This window comes from Bradyrhizobium sp. USDA 4538 (assembly GCF_024171045.1).
In the GTDB taxonomy this organism is placed as follows: domain Bacteria; phylum Pseudomonadota; class Alphaproteobacteria; order Rhizobiales; family Xanthobacteraceae; genus Bradyrhizobium; species Bradyrhizobium australafricanum.
The window spans coordinates 6,906,167-6,921,573 of sequence record NZ_JALJZE010000001.1 but is presented as its reverse complement, the minus strand read 5'-3'; the positions used below and the strand labels follow the sequence as shown (position 1 = coordinate 6,921,573).

Annotated in this window: 20 protein-coding genes and 1 pseudogene; 11 read left to right on the top strand and 10 right to left on the bottom strand. The window is 64.1% G+C overall.

Going from position 1 to position 15,407, the window contains the following annotated elements; all coding sequences use genetic code 11:
- The first annotated feature begins 18 nt into the window (after positions 1-18).
- The 4 genes from J2R78_RS31565 (at position 19) to J2R78_RS31550 (ending at position 3,229) form a co-directional block, all read left to right on the top strand.
- A complete protein-coding gene (locus J2R78_RS31565; protein WP_028342942.1) occupies positions 19-636 on the top strand; it encodes a PilZ domain-containing protein in 618 nt (205 codons plus the stop codon).
- Positions 637-969: 333 nt separating this feature from the next.
- On the top strand, positions 970-1,584 hold the full coding sequence (locus tag J2R78_RS31560; RefSeq protein ID WP_026192955.1) for a transglutaminase-like cysteine peptidase: 615 nt from the start codon (positions 970-972) through the stop codon (positions 1,582-1,584).
- Positions 1,585-1,793: 209 nt separating this feature from the next.
- Entirely contained in the window at positions 1,794-2,885 is a 1,092-nt protein-coding gene (locus tag J2R78_RS31555; protein WP_069276043.1) for an IS5 family transposase, read from the top strand.
- Positions 2,885-3,229: a hypothetical protein gene (locus tag J2R78_RS31550; protein WP_253603703.1), complete on the top strand. Its 345-nt coding sequence runs from the start codon at positions 2,885-2,887 to the stop codon at positions 3,227-3,229. The genes J2R78_RS31555 and J2R78_RS31550 overlap by 1 nt, the downstream gene beginning before the upstream one ends.
- A 177-nt stretch (positions 3,230-3,406) precedes the next feature.
- Here the strand turns inward: J2R78_RS31550 and J2R78_RS31545 are convergent, their stop codons facing one another.
- Complete coding sequence (locus J2R78_RS31545) at positions 3,407-3,817, bottom strand: hypothetical protein (RefSeq protein WP_253608022.1); 411 nt, start codon at positions 3,815-3,817, stop codon at positions 3,407-3,409.
- 98 nt (positions 3,818-3,915) lie between these two features.
- Between J2R78_RS31545 and J2R78_RS31540 the strand changes: the two genes are divergently transcribed.
- From J2R78_RS31540 to J2R78_RS31530, 3 genes are all read left to right on the top strand, one after another.
- The gene (locus J2R78_RS31540; protein ID WP_253608021.1) at positions 3,916-4,545 is read left to right on the top strand and encodes a TetR/AcrR family transcriptional regulator; all 630 of its coding nucleotides are present in this window, start codon (positions 3,916-3,918) and stop codon (positions 4,543-4,545) included.
- Positions 4,546-4,578: 33 nt separating this feature from the next.
- Positions 4,579-5,109 (top strand): bifunctional 3-hydroxydecanoyl-ACP dehydratase/trans-2-decenoyl-ACP isomerase, encoded by a 531-nt coding sequence (gene fabA, locus J2R78_RS31535; protein WP_253609981.1) that lies wholly within the window; start codon positions 4,579-4,581, stop codon positions 5,107-5,109.
- A gap of 189 nt (positions 5,110-5,298) precedes the next feature.
- Positions 5,299-5,790, top strand: coding sequence for a hypothetical protein (locus tag J2R78_RS31530; RefSeq protein ID WP_076830140.1), 492 nt, complete (start codon positions 5,299-5,301; stop codon positions 5,788-5,790).
- 456 nt (positions 5,791-6,246) lie between these two features.
- Here the strand turns inward: J2R78_RS31530 and J2R78_RS31525 are convergent, their stop codons facing one another.
- From J2R78_RS31525 to J2R78_RS31515, 3 genes are all read right to left on the bottom strand, one after another.
- On the bottom strand, positions 6,247-6,396 hold the full coding sequence (locus J2R78_RS31525) for a hypothetical protein (RefSeq protein ID WP_253608020.1): 150 nt from the start codon (positions 6,394-6,396) through the stop codon (positions 6,247-6,249).
- A 371-nt stretch (positions 6,397-6,767) separates the two neighbouring features.
- Positions 6,768-7,283 carry a hypothetical protein gene (locus J2R78_RS31520; protein WP_253608019.1) on the bottom strand — a complete coding sequence of 172 codons (516 nt, stop codon included), beginning with the start codon at positions 7,281-7,283 and terminating at the stop codon, positions 6,768-6,770.
- Positions 7,284-7,438: 155 nt separating this feature from the next.
- Positions 7,439-7,753: a hypothetical protein gene (locus tag J2R78_RS31515; protein ID WP_253608018.1), complete on the bottom strand. Its 315-nt coding sequence runs from the start codon at positions 7,751-7,753 to the stop codon at positions 7,439-7,441.
- An 87-nt stretch (positions 7,754-7,840) separates the two neighbouring features.
- Between J2R78_RS31515 and J2R78_RS31510 the strand changes: the two genes are divergently transcribed.
- A complete protein-coding gene (locus J2R78_RS31510) occupies positions 7,841-8,110 on the top strand; it encodes a hypothetical protein (protein ID WP_253608017.1) in 270 nt (89 codons plus the stop codon).
- A 4-nt stretch (positions 8,111-8,114) separates the two neighbouring features.
- On the opposite strand, the gene J2R78_RS31505 is transcribed toward J2R78_RS31510, so the two are convergent.
- Entirely contained in the window at positions 8,115-8,645 is a 531-nt protein-coding gene (locus tag J2R78_RS31505) for a gamma carbonic anhydrase family protein (RefSeq protein WP_028336118.1), read from the bottom strand.
- A gap of 192 nt (positions 8,646-8,837) precedes the next feature.
- The gene (locus tag J2R78_RS31500) at positions 8,838-9,167 is read right to left on the bottom strand and encodes a DUF6949 family protein (protein WP_028336117.1); all 330 of its coding nucleotides are present in this window, start codon (positions 9,165-9,167) and stop codon (positions 8,838-8,840) included.
- Between the two features lie 219 nt (positions 9,168-9,386).
- Here J2R78_RS31500 and J2R78_RS31495 point away from each other — a divergent pair, with 219 nt between their 5' ends.
- A complete protein-coding gene (locus J2R78_RS31495) occupies positions 9,387-10,097 on the top strand; it encodes a hypothetical protein (protein ID WP_253608016.1) in 711 nt (236 codons plus the stop codon).
- A 118-nt stretch (positions 10,098-10,215) separates the two neighbouring features.
- Here J2R78_RS31495 and J2R78_RS31490 read toward each other — a convergent pair whose 3' ends face one another.
- Both J2R78_RS31490 and cysE read right to left on the bottom strand, forming a co-directional pair.
- On the bottom strand, positions 10,216-10,428 hold the full coding sequence (locus J2R78_RS31490; protein WP_021077729.1) for a DUF3126 family protein: 213 nt from the start codon (positions 10,426-10,428) through the stop codon (positions 10,216-10,218).
- Between the two features lie 150 nt (positions 10,429-10,578).
- Positions 10,579-11,406, bottom strand: a complete 828-nt coding sequence (gene cysE / locus J2R78_RS31485) for a serine O-acetyltransferase (protein ID WP_092089661.1) — start codon at positions 11,404-11,406, stop codon at positions 10,579-10,581.
- Between the two features lie 182 nt (positions 11,407-11,588).
- On the opposite strand from cysE, the pseudogene J2R78_RS31480 reads away from it, so the two are divergent.
- A pseudogene (locus J2R78_RS31480) lies at positions 11,589-12,980 on the top strand (hypothetical protein); the annotation flags it as partial.
- Positions 12,981-12,983: 3 nt separating this feature from the next.
- Here J2R78_RS31480 and J2R78_RS31475 read toward each other — a convergent pair.
- Together J2R78_RS31475 and J2R78_RS31470 are read right to left on the bottom strand one after the other, a co-directional pair.
- Positions 12,984-13,736 carry an alpha/beta fold hydrolase gene (locus J2R78_RS31475; RefSeq protein ID WP_253609980.1) on the bottom strand — a complete coding sequence of 251 codons (753 nt, stop codon included), beginning with the start codon at positions 13,734-13,736 and terminating at the stop codon, positions 12,984-12,986.
- A 57-nt stretch (positions 13,737-13,793) separates the two neighbouring features.
- Positions 13,794-14,927: a hypothetical protein gene (locus J2R78_RS31470; RefSeq protein WP_253608015.1), complete on the bottom strand. Its 1,134-nt coding sequence runs from the start codon at positions 14,925-14,927 to the stop codon at positions 13,794-13,796.
- A gap of 234 nt (positions 14,928-15,161) precedes the next feature.
- Here J2R78_RS31470 and J2R78_RS31465 point away from each other — a divergent pair, with 234 nt between their 5' ends.
- Positions 15,162-15,407, top strand: coding sequence for a zinc-finger domain-containing protein (locus tag J2R78_RS31465; RefSeq protein ID WP_018272338.1), 246 nt, complete (start codon positions 15,162-15,164; stop codon positions 15,405-15,407).

Here is a 15,407-nt window from a genome sequence, read left to right as displayed (position 1 = left end):
GTGGCCGGGTTTGTCGTGATGTCGTTTGCACAGAAGAAAACTACCGTCGTCCCCGTAGCCGAGGAGCGGCGGCGCTTCCAGCGCGTCAAGGTGCACCTGCTCGGCCGCTACATGCTGCCCGACCGGCGCGAGTTTCCCTGCCAGATTATCAACATGTCGCCGGGCGGCCTCGCTTTGCTGGCGCCGGGCATCGGCAATGTCGGCGACCGTGTGATCGCCTATCTCGACCATATCGGCCGGGTCGAGGGACGCATCACCCGCATCATCGACAACGGCTTTGCGATGACGATCGGCGCCACCGCGCGCAAGCGCGACAAGCTCGCCGCGCAGCTGACCTGGCTCGCCAACCGCGACATCCTCAATCTGCCCGAGGATCGCCGCCACGACCGTATCGTGCCGCGCAACCCGATCGCCCTGCTGACCCAGGAAGACGGCACGCGGATGACCTGCCGCATCATCGACCTTTCCTTGTCCGGTGCTGCGATTGCTGCCGAGAACCGCCCGCCGCTGAAATCGCTCGTGATGCTCGGGCGGGTACAGTCCCGCGTGGTGCGAAATCTCGAGGAAGGCTTCGCGCTCGAGTTCGTCCACGAGCAATCGGCGGAAACGCTCGAAGAGAGCGTTACCGCGAGGTAAAGCGAAAAACCGCTCAAAACCGCTTTTTTTGCCCGCGAAGGCGGCCACCGGTGCACCGGTGGCCGCCGTCGGCGCGTTTGGCCCGGTGAAAATCGGCGGTTAACGGCCGCAGCGTTTGGCGCAACAAACCGCGCTGGCGCAGCGCGCGCGGCGTTAATGCATAAAATTTGAATCAATTGCAGTTGTTTCAAATTTTACGCGAATTCGATTCAAGTACAGTTCGAATTCGCCGCAGGTTTTACCAGTATTCGCGTCAAATCTACTTTGCGTACTTAGCGGCGGCGCAAAAGCTTTGTGCGAAACGTGGTCCCAACAAGAAGAACGGGGGCCACGATGTTTGGGTTCAGGGGACAGGGGAAAGGTTTGGCGGTTGCCGCCATTCTGTTTGCGACGTGCGTGTCGGCCAAGGCCGGCGACGTGGTCTACGCCAGCCTGGGTGACGTTGCGCGTTCGCCGATCGGCTGGGTCGAATTCTGTGCCGACAATCCGGGCGAATGCCGCGGCGGCGCGACGCAACCACGCGACATCGTGTTGTCGCAGACCGCTTGGCGGGACCTCGTACGGGTCAACAAGTGGGTCAACGAATCCATCAAGCCGATGACCGACATGGATCATTGGGGCGTGATCGAGAAATGGTCGTTGCCATCCGACGGTTACGGCGACTGCGAGGACTACGTGCTCCTGAAGCGCAAGATGCTGATGGACGCCGGCTGGCCCCGCGAGGCGCTGTTGATCACGGTGGTCCGCGACAAGAAGGGCGAAGGCCACGCAGTGCTGACGGTGAAGACCGACAAGGGCGAGTTCGTGCTCGATAACCAGAACGAGAGCATCGTCGCCTGGACCGACACTGGCTACCGCTTCGTCAAGCGGCAGTCGCAGGGCGATCCCAATGTGTGGGTCTCGCTCGGTGACAACCGCCCGGCAGTTGCAACGGCAAGCTCGCGCTGAGCAGAACAGGAAATTTCGAGTTCGCGATCCGGTCACATCCCCACCCCTCCCCGTCCCAGACCGGTTCGCGCGCGGCCACCCTTCCCCCAAAGGGTGGCCGCACCTTTTTGAGCGGCGTCGATCGACGCCTAGCAGGCTGTTGAAAAAAGGCGGTCGCCGCCGACCGAGGATCATGATTCATTGGCTCCGACGAGATTCGGAGATGGTGCGTGCGCGGCGGCGACAATCGAACGGGCGAGCTGTTCAGCTACGTCGACCTGGAAGCAAGGGTGCGGCGTGATCATCCGCTGCGAGGGATCCGGACGATCGTGAACGAGGCGCTGGCGGCGCTGGAGCACGAGTTCGCCGCCCTTTATTCGCCGATTGGACGGCCGTCGATCCCGCCGGAGAAGCTGCTGCGGGCGATGCTGTTGCAGGCGTTTTATTCGATCCGCTCGGAGCGACTTCTGATGGAGCGGTTGGAATATGATTTGCTGTTCCGCTGGTTCGTCGGAATCGGCGTCGACGATGCAGCCTGGGACCATTCGGTATTCTCGAAGAACCGCGACCGGCTGCTGGAAGGCGACATCGCGGCGAAGTTCCTGGCGGCGGTGCTGGCGCAGCCCAGGGTGAAGAAGCTTCTGTCGAGCGATCACTTCTCGGTCGACGGCACGCTGATCGAGGCCTGGGCCTCGATGAAGAGCGTCAAACCGAAGGATAGCTCCGGCGAGCCGCCGGCCCAAGGCGGCGGGCGCAATGCTGAAGCGAACTTCCATGGCCAGAAGCGCTCCAACGACACCCATGCTTCGACCACCGATCCGGAGGCCAGGCTCTACCGCAAGGGGAAAGGCAAGGAGACGAAGCTGTGCTTCATCGGGCACGGGCTGATGGAGAACCGCCACGGCTTGCTGGTCGACGCCTGCCTGACGCAGGCCGGTGGGCATGCCGAACGGGTGGCCGCGCTGCACATGATCGAGCCTCGTGCCGATCGACCGACAGCGATCACGCTTGGTGCCGACAAAGCCTACGATGCAGAAGACTTCGTCAACGAGCTGCGCTCGATGAACGTGACGCCGCATGTTGCGCAGAATACCGGCGGCCGTAGCTCTGCGATCGACGGGCGTACGACCCGGCACGGCGGTTATGCTGTCAGCCAGCGCATCCGCAAGCGGATTGAGGAGGCATTCGGCTGGATCAAGACGGTCGCCGGGCAAGAGAAGACCAGATTCCGTGGCCGTGATCGGGTCGGATGGGCCTTTACCTTCGCTGCGGCCGCCTACAATCTGGTGCGGCTGCCCAAGTTGATCGCGGAGACCGGTTGATGGCCAAGGTGCCCGGCTTTGCCAAGGCCTTTGCCGGCCGCTGGCGCATCGTCGAAATGGACAACTGGGACAGCGACTTCCTCGATCTTGTCGGAGAGGCGCATCTCACCTTCCGTGGCAAGTCCGATGGCGAAATAGCGTTTGGGGCTCTCAAGGGCTTCCTGGATGCTCGCTACGGCACCCGCGACGGATCGGCCTGCGCCGAGTTCTCATGGGAGAGGCACGACGAGAATGATCCGTCCTGTGGTCGCGGATGGGCCATGATCGGCACTGCGGGCAGGCTCGTTAGCCACTTCTACATCCACAATGGCGACGATTCAGCCTTCGTTTGCGAACGCGGCTGAGTTCTTCAACGGCCTGCTAGTGTGCTGAATGCGAAGTTCGTGCGATTTCGCGGCAGCCACTTTCACGAACTTCGCATTCATAAAGCACACTAGAATCATAAGTTTGCTAGTGTCCTTATCGAATCCGAAGTTCGCTCCGAAGGTGCGGCAAATGATGCGAACTTCGGATTCGGGACACTAGAAGAACCGCTCGAGAAACGCCGCGGTCTCGTCTGAGATGCCGACGATCTTGTTGGTGGCCTGGCGATAGAATTTGAAATTCAGCTCGGTCTCGGGCCGGCCGTCGCCCCAATCCTTGAAGCGCTTGAGTTGCTCGCGCCCGAGCAGTCGCGCCGCGGATGCGGTGCGTCTGACCGTGATGCTGACGCGCGGCGTCTGCCTGATGACGCCGACCTTGCGGGGTGTCGCGTCGGCCGACGCGACGATCGCGCGGGCGATCAGGCCGCTGCCGCCCTCGTTCTCGCTCGCGAACACGAACACGACGTCGTCGGCCGCGATGTGCTTGCCGCCATACATGGTCTTCTGCGCGGTGAAGGTGAACACCTTCGCCCGCGGATTTCGGATCTCGGTCTTGATCGCAAACGCCATCGCATCCCTTCGCCGGCTCGCTTTGTCATCCGCGTCGGCGGCTTGACATCCTAGCATCGGCGAGATTGAATTGAATTCAATTCAGCGAAGGGCCCACGATGGACGCGGCGAGCCTCGGGACACGGGAACGGCTGCTCTCGGCAGCGCAGGCCGAGCTCATCGAGGGCCATGGGCACCTCGAGATGCAGGCCGTCGCAAGGCGGGCGCAGGTCTCGGTCGGGCTCGCCTACCACCACTTCGGATCGAAGGCGGGCCTGATCGCCGCCGTGGTCGAAGGCTTCTATGAACAACTTGATGCGGCGGCGTTCGGCGGTGCCAAGCTGTCCGCCACGGACTGGGCGGACCGGGAAAAGGAGCGGATCGGCGCCTATGTCGCCTTTCACTATGACCACCCGTTTGCGCCCCTCGTGATCGGACCGCTCAGCCCCGCGCCCGAGGTGCTCGATGTCGAGACCGCCTTCACCGGCCGGCAGCTTGCAGCCGGCGCCCGCATGCTCGAGGCGGCCCAGCGCGACGGGATCGTGCCCGGCGGCATCGACCCTCACCTCACCATTGCGCTGATGATCGGCGGCATCCGCCAGGCGCTGATCGGCGCGCTCATGAGCGAAAGACGGCCTGATCCGGCAAGGCTGACCGGCGACATCTGGGCCTTCATGGCCGCCGCGCTGCGCTTGCCTGCCAAACCCCTGTCCGCGCGGCCAGGAGCCACGCGGCGCAGCCGCAGCTAAGCTTCACCCAGAACCCAAACATCGATGGCCATCTTGTTCAATCCGCACGATTTTCACGCACCGCAATCGTCCTACAGCAAGCACGATCTGCTGCGCTCGAGCGAAGGCGGCTATTTCGGCCCGGGCAATGCGCAGCTGCCGGCACCGCCAATGCTGATGATGGACCGCATTACCGAGATCAGCCTGGACGGCGGCGCGTTCGGCAAGGGCCACGTCGCCGGCGAACTCGAGATTGCGCCGGACCACTGGTTCTTCGCCTGTCACTTTGCCGCCGACCCCGTGATGCCCGGATGCCTCGGCCTCGACGCCATGTGGCAGATCATCGGCTTCTGGCTCGGCTGGTCGGGCTCGCCCGGCAAGGGCCGCGCGCTCGGGGTCGGCGAGGTCAAGTTCAGGGGGCACATCACGCCGGATGTCAGGCTGGTGCGCTATGAGGTCGACATACGCCAGGCCAGGCGCGGCCGGCTGGTGCTGGGCATCGCCGACGGCCGGGTGCTCGCAGACGGCGCTTGCGTCTATCTGGCAAAGGACATGCGGGTCGGCCTGATCGCGCCCAGAGGCTGAATTCGGGGAGGTTGAGTTCGGGTCGGCCAGAGGCCGATCGTGCCTCGAGCAGGCCGGGCAGCACGGCCGAAAACTAACATATGATACAAATTTCGCTGCTGCCGCAGTGGTCTACACACCCCCCGGTTTTGCCCGCGCCGGGGTTTGTGCTATTTCGAACCTTTCAATTGATGTCCGGTTGTTGGTCGCATGGTCGAACTTGCCCCCCGGAATTCACAAGCCAGCAGCCTGATTGGCGTGCAGCCGATTGCGATCGGCGCCGTGGCGCTGGTGCTCGTGCTGTTCGGGATCGGCTCGATCGCGCTGTGGCGCGCCTACACCGGCAACGTGCCGGAGACCGACCGCATGGTCGCCGCGCGGCAGTTGCAGGCGCGGACCGCGCAGGTCTCCGAGGCCCTGGTGGAAAAGACCAAGGGCATGGAGGCGACCCAGCAGGAATCCATCGACCAGCTGCAGGAGGTGCAGGACCAGCTGCAGACCATGCGCAAGCAGCTCGCCTTGCAGGCGGCCGATGCGAAGAGGCTCTCCGACCAGGTCGCCGCGCTGACCGAACAGGTCGAGGGTTTGCGCCAGTCGCTGGCGAGTGCGCAGGCCAACGAGCCGGCCGCCGAGCCCGCGCCCCGCAAGCGCTCGAAGGCCACCCGTAGCGCCAACCGGAAGCGCCACAGGTCGCGCGGTTGACGCCCCCGCAGACCCCGCCCACCCAGGTGACCAGCCATAAAAATGCGCCAAATCCCGAGCAAGATCATCATCTAACGGGAACTTTCGCGCTCGAGGGCTGCCGGCGGCGGCCGATCATGAGTGCCCGTTACCGTGAATTAATCCTGACTTTGTGAACTGGTTCACATATCGGCCTTCGAATCCGAGTCATCTTCGAATGACCGGATGGCGTGAGCCGATTTCAATATCCGGGGCTGGCAAGGTCGTTGACGGTATACTACGTCGACGGCCTTGTTTTTTGGGGTCCTTGAATCCCGCTCGCGACCGCCCGGCAGGAAAGCTCCGGCTCGAGATCCCGAAGGCGGCCCTCGCCGCGCGAAAGATGCAGACCGCCTGAAGAAATACGGCGTGCTCGGCTGACAACTCTGGATGCGCAGCGTCACCGCGGCCAAAGCCGCGGCGAACGGAATTGCCGCCCTATTCGGTGCGATCGCGCGAGACGCGACCACCTCGCAGTCGCAGCCGCGCAAGCTTCGGCTCGAGCTCGCGCAGCATGTAGATCAGCGCAACGGCAAGGCTCGCAACAACCACCATGAGCAGCAATGTCAGGTCCGGAATGGTCAGCATCTTTGATGTCCTCTGGGCCCGGCTTCAATCGCGGCCGGGCCATCTGTTTTCGCGGCGCGCTCACGCACGGACTTCTGCAAGGCGGTGCAAGCCGCATACCAGTGTCCCGAATCCGAAGTTCGCATCATTTGCCGCACCTTCGGAGCGAACTTCGGATTCGATAAAGACACTAGCAAACTTATGATTCTAGTGTGCTTTATGAATGCGAAGTTCGTGAAAGTGGTTGCCGCGAAATCGCACGAACTTCGCATTCAGCACACTAGTGCGCGACAGAGAACGCGGCGGCCGGGCATCGAAACGCCGGCCGCGCCGATCATTGCAAGACCATCAGCATGGCGAGCGAATGGACCGGCCATGCATGAGCGAATGGCTCAATTGCAAACCTGCACCGGCCGAACGCGCCAGCCATACGGTGTCATCGCGCCGCGGCGCACGACGTAACAACCGCCGTAACCGTAGCCGTAGCCGTCGTCATAGCCGTAGCCCGCGTAGTATGGATTGCCATAGTAGCCGTCATAGTAATCGTAGGCGCCATAGCCCAGCCCGAAGCCGACCGCTGCCGCCGCGAGCGGATAGCCCCAGCCGCCGCCCCAGCCGCGCCGATAGTAGCCACCGTTCCAGCCGCCACCACGCCAGCCTCCGCCGTGCCAGCCGCGGCCGGCCCAACCGCCGCCGCCGATCGCAGCCGACCGGAAGCCACCGCCTCCGCCCATCGCCCGGAATGCAGCGCCGCCGCCGTGGAAGCCGCCAAATCCGCCGCCGCCGCGGAAGCCGCCACCACCATGAAATCCGCCGCCACCGAAGCCACCGCGTGCCGACGCAGCATCGACGGTGAACAGACCGACCGAGGCCGTCGCCAGCAAGGCAATCATCGTTTTACGCAACATCACCCGTTACTCCTTTTTTCAAAGGCTTTGTTTTCAAGCCTCCTCCGCCGCGTCCTGCGTATGCTAGCTCAATCTAGGACCGCGGCTTCTACCGCGCGCCTATGTCGCGCTCACATCTGCGCGACCCGCGTTCATCAAAGCACGGCCGTCAGAAGTTAACAGCCGCGGCAGATGCCTTTCGTACGGCGCTCGACTTTTTCGTTCTCGTCGGCGATGGCCTTGTCGACGCTCTCGGTCGTCGTTGCCGATCCGGTGGTAACGCCTCTACCGGTATTGGGGCCGCCGGAGGATTGCGCGGTCCCGGCGCTGTTGGTCCCGGCCGGCGGTGAAGTGGCTTGCGGCGATGTCGGGCTGGCTGACGAGGGGCTGCCCTTCCCGGCGCCGCTCCCGGTACCTTGGGCGACGGTAACCGCGGGCGTCAGCACAATCGCGATTGTCGCGAGCGCGGTGGTGACAGATAATTTGCGCATGGCAATTCTCCCTTGCGGACGTCAACGAGTCCGCAAAACGCCGGTTCCCGCAGGCGTTGGAGCAATACAGTTTGGGAGCAATGCAATTTGCGCAAGCTGATCGAGTTTGACGACGACACTTTCGACAAGCTGAAGCAGCTCGGGCGCGACCGGATGGCGACCTTGCAGGAGCTCGCGGACGAGGCTTTCGCCGACCTGCTCAAGAAGCACGGCATTCCGATCGACCTGAAGGATGCGCTGCGCAAGAGCGCAAGACTCAAGGAGTCAACGAGACCGCAAGCAACGAGACCCCAAGACGCAGCGAAGCCTCGCACCACGGCAGCGAACGCCGCGCGCAAGCGCGGCCGCAAGCGCTGAGGCCTCAGCCGATCTTCTTCAGTCCCGCTTTGTATTGCGGACCCCTGATCGCGTACGACTTCGCCGGCCTCGACAACGCCTCGGCCTGCGCTGCGTCAAGCGTACGCACCACGCGGGCGGGCGCACCGATGATCAGGGAATTTTCCGGAAACTCCTTGCCCTCGGTGATGACGGAGCCGGCACCGACCACGCTGCCGCGCCGAATCCGCGCGCCGTTCATCACGATCGATCCCATCCCGATCAGCACGCCGTCTTCCAGCGTGCAGCCGTGCACGATCGCATTGTGGCCGATGGTGACGTTGTTGCCGATGCTGAGGGGAAAGCCGGGATCGACGTGCAGGGTGGAATTGTCCTGGACGTTGGAGCCCTCGCCGATCTCGATCCACTCATTGTCGCCGCGCAGCACGGCGCCGAACCAGACGCTCGCGGCGGACTTGAGGCGGACCTTGCCGATCACAACGGCATTGTCGGCGATGAAATAGCTGCCGTCGGCGGGAAGATCGGGCGCCTGCCCGTCGAGTTCGTAGATCGCCATTGAGGTCTCCCTGGAGCGTTTTCGAGCGAAGTGGACACCGGTTCGCGTGAAGAAAACGCGTCGAAACGAAAATCCAGAGCTTCGGTTTCTGATTCAATCAGAACCGAAGCCCTGATCGCAGGAGACCTTGGCACGACGGCCGACATGGTTTCAAGCAAGCGCGACCGTGATCGGCCGCGGATCATGATCGGATCAGGCCAGCACGCCCGCAGCGCGCAGCGTCATCACGAAGAAGGTGCCCGACATCAGGCTCCAGAAGCCGGAGATGACGGTTGCCATCATCACGAATTCGAAGCGGCGGCGCTCGATGCGCGCCCCGCGCAGCGTGTTGCGCATGATGATGAACGGTGCGGCGAAGACGAGGAACGGGACCGCGGCGAAGGTCTTCGGCGCCGCGCCCTCCTGCAGCAGACCGAAACCGGCCGGGCGCTCCGCCATCGCCTGGTAACCGTTGGCCAGCGCGCCCGCGAGCGCGAAACCGATCAAGAGCGAGAACAGGGAATTCAAGGTATCGGGCGACATCGGAACTTTCGCTACGCAACAGGCCACCCGCCCTGCTTCGCAGAATTGGCAGCCTGCCGCCACATCATCCTTAAGGAAAGGTTAACCGGACACATCAGGCGCGGCGTTTGCGCATGGCCATTCGGTCCCGGATTCCATTGGAATCGTACGGAAATTCCCCGCCACGTGGCATATTCGGCAGATGATTCGGCCACTCCCGACCTGATCTCAGCCTCGCTCATGACGCTTCTCTCGACCGCCCAGCATCTCGCCCGCGACACCCGCCGCAACCCGCGCGCGCATCTCGTTCCGATCACCGCCTCGGCGGTGATCGCGGCCGGCGCGATCGCGCTTGTCGCCTATCTGCTGTGGCCGACCTACACGACCATCCCGCCGAGCGATCCGTCGCGGCTGCCGGTGAGCGTCGGCGGCACGCTGTTCAACGTGCCGACGATGGCCGTGCGCATGAAGATCCAGCGCCACTCCGGGCCGCAGGAGCGCGTCGATTTGAGCTTCCTCTATCCGTCGCTGGACGCGCCCGCCGCGCCGAAGCACTACAGCGCCGATACGGTCGATGACAAGGTGCAGCCGATCGACAGGATCTTCGTATCGATCGCGGCGCACCACGATTCACTCGCGCCGGACATGCGCCTGCGCACGATCTATCCGCGCTATCTCGACGAGCGCGCAAACATGGATGACGGCCTGACGGCGCGCGCGTTCCGCGACGGCACGCCCTATGGCGGCGAGGACCTGTTCACCGCGAGCGAGCCGCAGCTGACCGCGCGCTGCACGCGCGACACCTCGACGCCCGGCATGTGCCTGAGTGAGCGGCGCATCGACGGCGCCGACCTGATCTTTCGCTTTCCGCGCAGCTGGCTTGCGCAGTGGCGCGACATCGCCACCGCGATGAACCGTCTCTCCGCGCAGATGCACAGCGCGAAGGGATGACACTGTCATTGCAAGCGGAGCGACGTGTCCGCGAAGGATGGTCGCTCCAGCGCAAAATCGCTCTGCAATTTTGTCGCGAGTTCGTCGTAACGACGTGTGAAGGCGAGGCTGTTCCGCCTTACTCGGCCAGATCCTCTTCCAGGATCGCCATCTGGAACTGGAACGAGCGATCATCGTCCTCGTCGTCGACGAACAACACGCCGATGAACTCCTCGCCGATATAGACCTCGGCCGAGTCGTCCTTCTTGGGCCGCGGCACCACGCGGATCTTGGGATTGCTGAACACGCGTTTGAGATACGCGTCGAGCTTCCTGACTTCCTGAACGTCCACGGCCGTCTCCAATCGGGTCGATGATTTTCGGGGGAGTTTTAGGACGAGACGGCAAAGATCGCCAGAGCCTTTTCAGGCTTTGGCGACGTGATGTTGCGCACACGACTCTTGCTTGGGCGCTTTTTCGCCGCGATCAGAAAGCGAGTGAAATCAAAGCCCGATCGCGCTGAGCATCTGGTCCATGGTACGCGACGGCTCGGCACAGCCGGCCTCGCCGACGATTTTCGCCGGCACGCCCGCGACCGTGACGTTGTGCGGCACCGGCTTGACCACGACCGAGCCGGCCGCGATGCGCGCGCAATGACCGATCTCGATATTGCCGAGGATCTTGGCGCCGGCGCCGATCAGCACGCCGTGGCGGATCTTCGGATGGCGATCCTCGTTCTCCTTGCCGGTGCCGCCGAGCGTGACGCCATGCAGGATCGAGACATCGTCCTCGATGACCGCCGTCTCGCCGCAGACGAAACCGGTGGCATGATCGAGGAAGATGCCGCGGCCGATCCTGGCGGCCGGGTTGATGTCGGTCTGGAACACGGCCGAGGAGCGGCTCTGCAGGTAGAAGGCAAAATCCTTGCGGCCCTTCTGATAGAGCCAGTGCGCGAGACGGTGGGTCTGCAGCGCGTGAAAGCCCTTGAAGTAGAGCAAGGGATCGATGAAGCGCGAGGTCGCCGGATCGCGGTCATAGACGGCGACGAGATCGGCGCGGAACGCGTTGCCGATATCGGGCTCATCGCGCAGTGCCTCGCCATAGGTCTGGCGGATCAAGTCGCCCGACAGCGCGGCGTGATCGAGCCGCTCGGCAATGCGATGGACCACCGAATCTTCCAGCCGCTCATGATGCAGCACGGTCGCATAGATGAAGGATGCGAGTTCCGGCTCCCGCCGCAGGATGTCCTCCGCCTCCCCGCGGATTCGATCCCAGATCGGATCGAGCGCCGCAAGCTTGCCTCCCTGCGGATTGACCTGATGAACTGCCATAGCTGCTCTCGCAATTCGGTTGTTCTGATGTGCGTTATAGCACGATGGACCCAGCGCGTCCCGGGATGGCTCAGTACGGTAAACCCCAGCCGAACACCCCCGGGCCGGCGTCTAGGGGAATTGGTCGGGATTTTGCCGAAATCAAGCCGTGCTTCTGCAACTATTGGCGGATTTCGTCCCCCGTGTGGTTTTGGGCATGGTCGGCCCCAATAAAAGGGGGAAACATCATCAATACCCGGAGTTTAGGTGCCCGCCTGACCGATGCACGGTCGGTCTGGATCGCGACCATTGCCATCCCCCTCCTGCTGCTCGCCCCTGCCTTCTGGAACGGCTATCCGCTGCTCCAATGGGATACCGGCGGCTATCTGGCGCGCTGGTATGAGGGCTACCTGGTGCCGAGCCGGTCCACGGTATTCGGCATCTACCTCCATGTCGGCGAGACATCGGATTTCTGGCTCAACCTCGGCATCCAGACCCTGGCGACGCTGTGGATCCTGCAGCTGACGCTGCGCGTGCTCGGCCTCGCCCGGCCGGTCCGGCTGATCGCGATCAGCCTCGCGCTGATCGCAACCACCGCTTTGCCCTGGCTGGCCAGCATGCTGCTGACCGACATCTTCGCCGGCCTTTCGGTGCTCGCGCTCTTCATCCTCGTCCTGCACGGCGAACGGATCTCGACGCTGGAGAAGGCGGTGCTGTTCGGGTTCATCGCGTTCTCGGCCGCCACGCACAGCGCGACGCTGGCGGTGCTGCTCGGCCTGTGCTGCGTCGGCTGGATGCTGCGTCCATGGCTCGGGCAGCGCATCCCGTTCGCGGGCCTCGTGCAAGGCACCCTGACCACCGTCGCCGGCGCGGCGATGCTGCTGGCGGCGAACTTTGCGCTGTCCGGACAGCTGGCCTGGACGCCCGGCGGCTATGGCGTCGCCTTCGGCCGCATGCTGCAGGATGGCATCGTCGCGCAATACCTGCACGATCATTGCGCGACGGAGAAGCTGAAGCTCTGCCCCTATCGCAACGAGTTGCCGCCGACCGCGGACGACTTCCTGTGGGGCCACAGCATGTTCAACACGCTCGGCCGCTTCAAGGGACTGAATGACGAGATGGGCACCATCGTGCTGCGCTCGCTGGCCGAATATCCGGAATGGCAGGCAAAGGCGGCGCTAACGGCAACCGCCGACCAGCTCATGCATGTCGCGACAGGCGAAGGCGCTAATGGCTGGATCCCGCATACCTACGGCATCATCGAGCGCTACATTCCCAAACAGGTCCGGCCGATGCGCGCGGCGCGGCAGCAACGCTGGCACCTCGACTTCACCGCGATCAACCGCATCCACGTGCCGGTCGCGCTGGGCTCGATGCTCCTGGTCGTCATCCTGTTCGGCCGCGGACTGTGGCAGCGGCGGCTCGACGATCTGACGTTGCTGGCGGGCACGGTCACGCTCGCCTTGCTCGGCAATGCCTTTGTCTGCGGCGTGATCTCGGGACCGCACGACCGCTACGGCGCGCGCATGGTGTGGGTCGCGACCTTCGTGGTGCTGATCGCGGCCGCGCGCGCCTTCGCCAGGGATGAAGCCGACGATCTATTTTCGCCGCGACAGGAAGTCGATGACCCCGGTCTTGTAGACCTTGTCGCCGACCGCCCGCATGTGATCGCGGTTCGGAATGTCGAGCACCTCCGAACCCGGAATGATCCGGCCGAGCGCTGACGCCGAGCCCGCGATCTCGTCCTTGCTGCCGACCGCGATCAAAACCGGCAGGCGGATGCCGGCCGCCTCCTCGCGCGTCATCAGGCGGCGCGAGCCGCGCAGGCAGGCGGCGAGCGCGCGGCGGTCGGAGCGGGTCTGATCGGCAAAGGCGCGGAAGGTACGGCCGACCGGGTCGGTGACATCGTCGAGCGACGGCGCCTCCAGCGCCAGCGCGACCGCCTCGCCGGGGCCGCCGCCCTCGATCAGCCCGATGCCGATCCCGCCAAGGATCGCCGAGCGCACCCGATCGGAATTCTCTCGCGCCAGGATCGCGGTCATCCGCGAGCCCAGCGAATAGCCCATGATGTCGGCGCGCGCGATTCCGAGATGGTCCATCAGCGCGATCACGTCGCCGGCCATGGTCGCGATCTCGTACTGCGCGGCATCGTAGAGCTTGGCGGATTCGCCGTGGCCACGATTGTCGAGCGCGATCACCCGACGGCCGGCCTTGACGAGATCGGACACCCAGGTCGGGTAGATCCAGTTGACGTTCTTGCTCGAGGCAAAGCCGTGCACCAGCACGATCGGTTCGCCCGCGCCTTCGTCGATAAAGGCAATTTCAACATCGCCGTGATGGAAACTCGGCATCATCCATTCCGTTTGTTCTTGGGATTTGCGATTGGCGATCGACAGGCGACCGCAAGCCTAACCCTGGGCGGGCATACTCGCCAAGGTAGCCTGAGCGGCCATCTGCCGCTTCAGGCGCAGCGCCTTGCTTCGTCTGAGCCACCAGGCGGTGGCCCGTTCGGTGGTGGCCTTGATCGACGACAGGAAGCCGAACAGCGCCAGCAGCGCTCCGAACAGCCACATGGTGAGATTGAATGCGCCGGCCGCCAGCAGCAGCGCGCCGCGGCCGAGCAGCTTCAGGATCGCGCGGGTCTGGCCGCCCTTGACCTCGGCGATCCGCGCCGCCCGCGCGATCTCCCTCGGATTCTCGGCGACCTTCAGCGTATCCCGCGCAGCGCGAACCCCGGCCGCCTCGCCGATGCGCCCGACGTCCTTGGCGACGCGCACCAGCGCGCCGGCCTTCTCGGCGCGGAAGGCCGCGCGGATCGCGGTTGCGGTTTCCACCGGCCGCAGCACCGAGCCGGATGCGACCGCCTCGCGCAGCGCCGGCTGATTGACGACCTCGCGGGTCGAGCGTCCGGCCCATTCGATCATCCCCTCGCTCAGCCGTCCGGCCTTGCGCGTATCCTTGACCAGCGTCAGCCCGGCGCGCAGCGGCCCGGCGCCGCCGACCGACACATAGGTGGCCGCGGTCACGGCGAGCCCGGCGGCCGCGAGGCCGAGCACCAGCTGGTCGGTGTCCTCGCCCATCACGAGGTGCTTGCCCTCGCGCACGACGTCCCGGACATCGCCGAATACGAACAGGTCGCCGGCGACCGTGCCGGACAGGCTTGCGACATCGTCGGCATTGCCGGTCACCAGGCCGGTGGCGAACCCCTTGGCGTAATGCATGCTGGATGATTGCTCGGCGCGCGCGTCATCGACGCGCTTGGTGAGATCGTCACCAAGTGCGATGCTCTTCTCGCCGGCGAGTTCGACAAAGCTGGCCGCAAGGTCGGCATCGCCGGAAGCCAGTGCCGCCTCGATATTGTCCGCGATCAACGCCGGGTTGTTGCGCAGCACGGAATTGAGCCTGATGTCGGCGAGCGCAGCGGGATCGTCCCGCGCCGCCAGCACGGTGCCGGCATCACGGGCGTGCGGCCAAATAGCCGCGCCCACGGCAGCACTTGCTGCCACGCCGACCACCGCCAAGCTGACGCGCACCCGATTCATCCCGATAAAACCTCTAGTTTTATTCGCCTTGGAGATAGTGTGCCGTTTTTGCGACACAACGGCTCCGACCAAAGGAGGGCTTCTCTGGGACGACAAGATTGTGTCGAATTTGCATGAGCAAATGAGCCATCGGGGCTCTAGGAATCAACTGTTCCCGCCAGTATGGTGCGCGGCATTTCGCGATGCCGCATGCTGTTGATTGCGTCTGCCCATCGTTGCCATCAAGGTGAGAATATGTCCGACCACGTCGTCCCGCACTTCCATAACGATGCCGGTGTCTCGGTGATCGAAATCGGATCGCAGGAGTTCATGTGCGTCGGCGCCAACCCGCCGTTCGACCATCCGCACGTGTTCCTCGACCTCGGCAATGACAACGAGATTATCTGCCCGTACTGCTCGACGCTTTATCGCTTCGCATCCGACCTCGCGGCCGGCGAAGCGCGGCCGCCGGAATGCGTGCTGAAAGACAAGGTCGCCTGA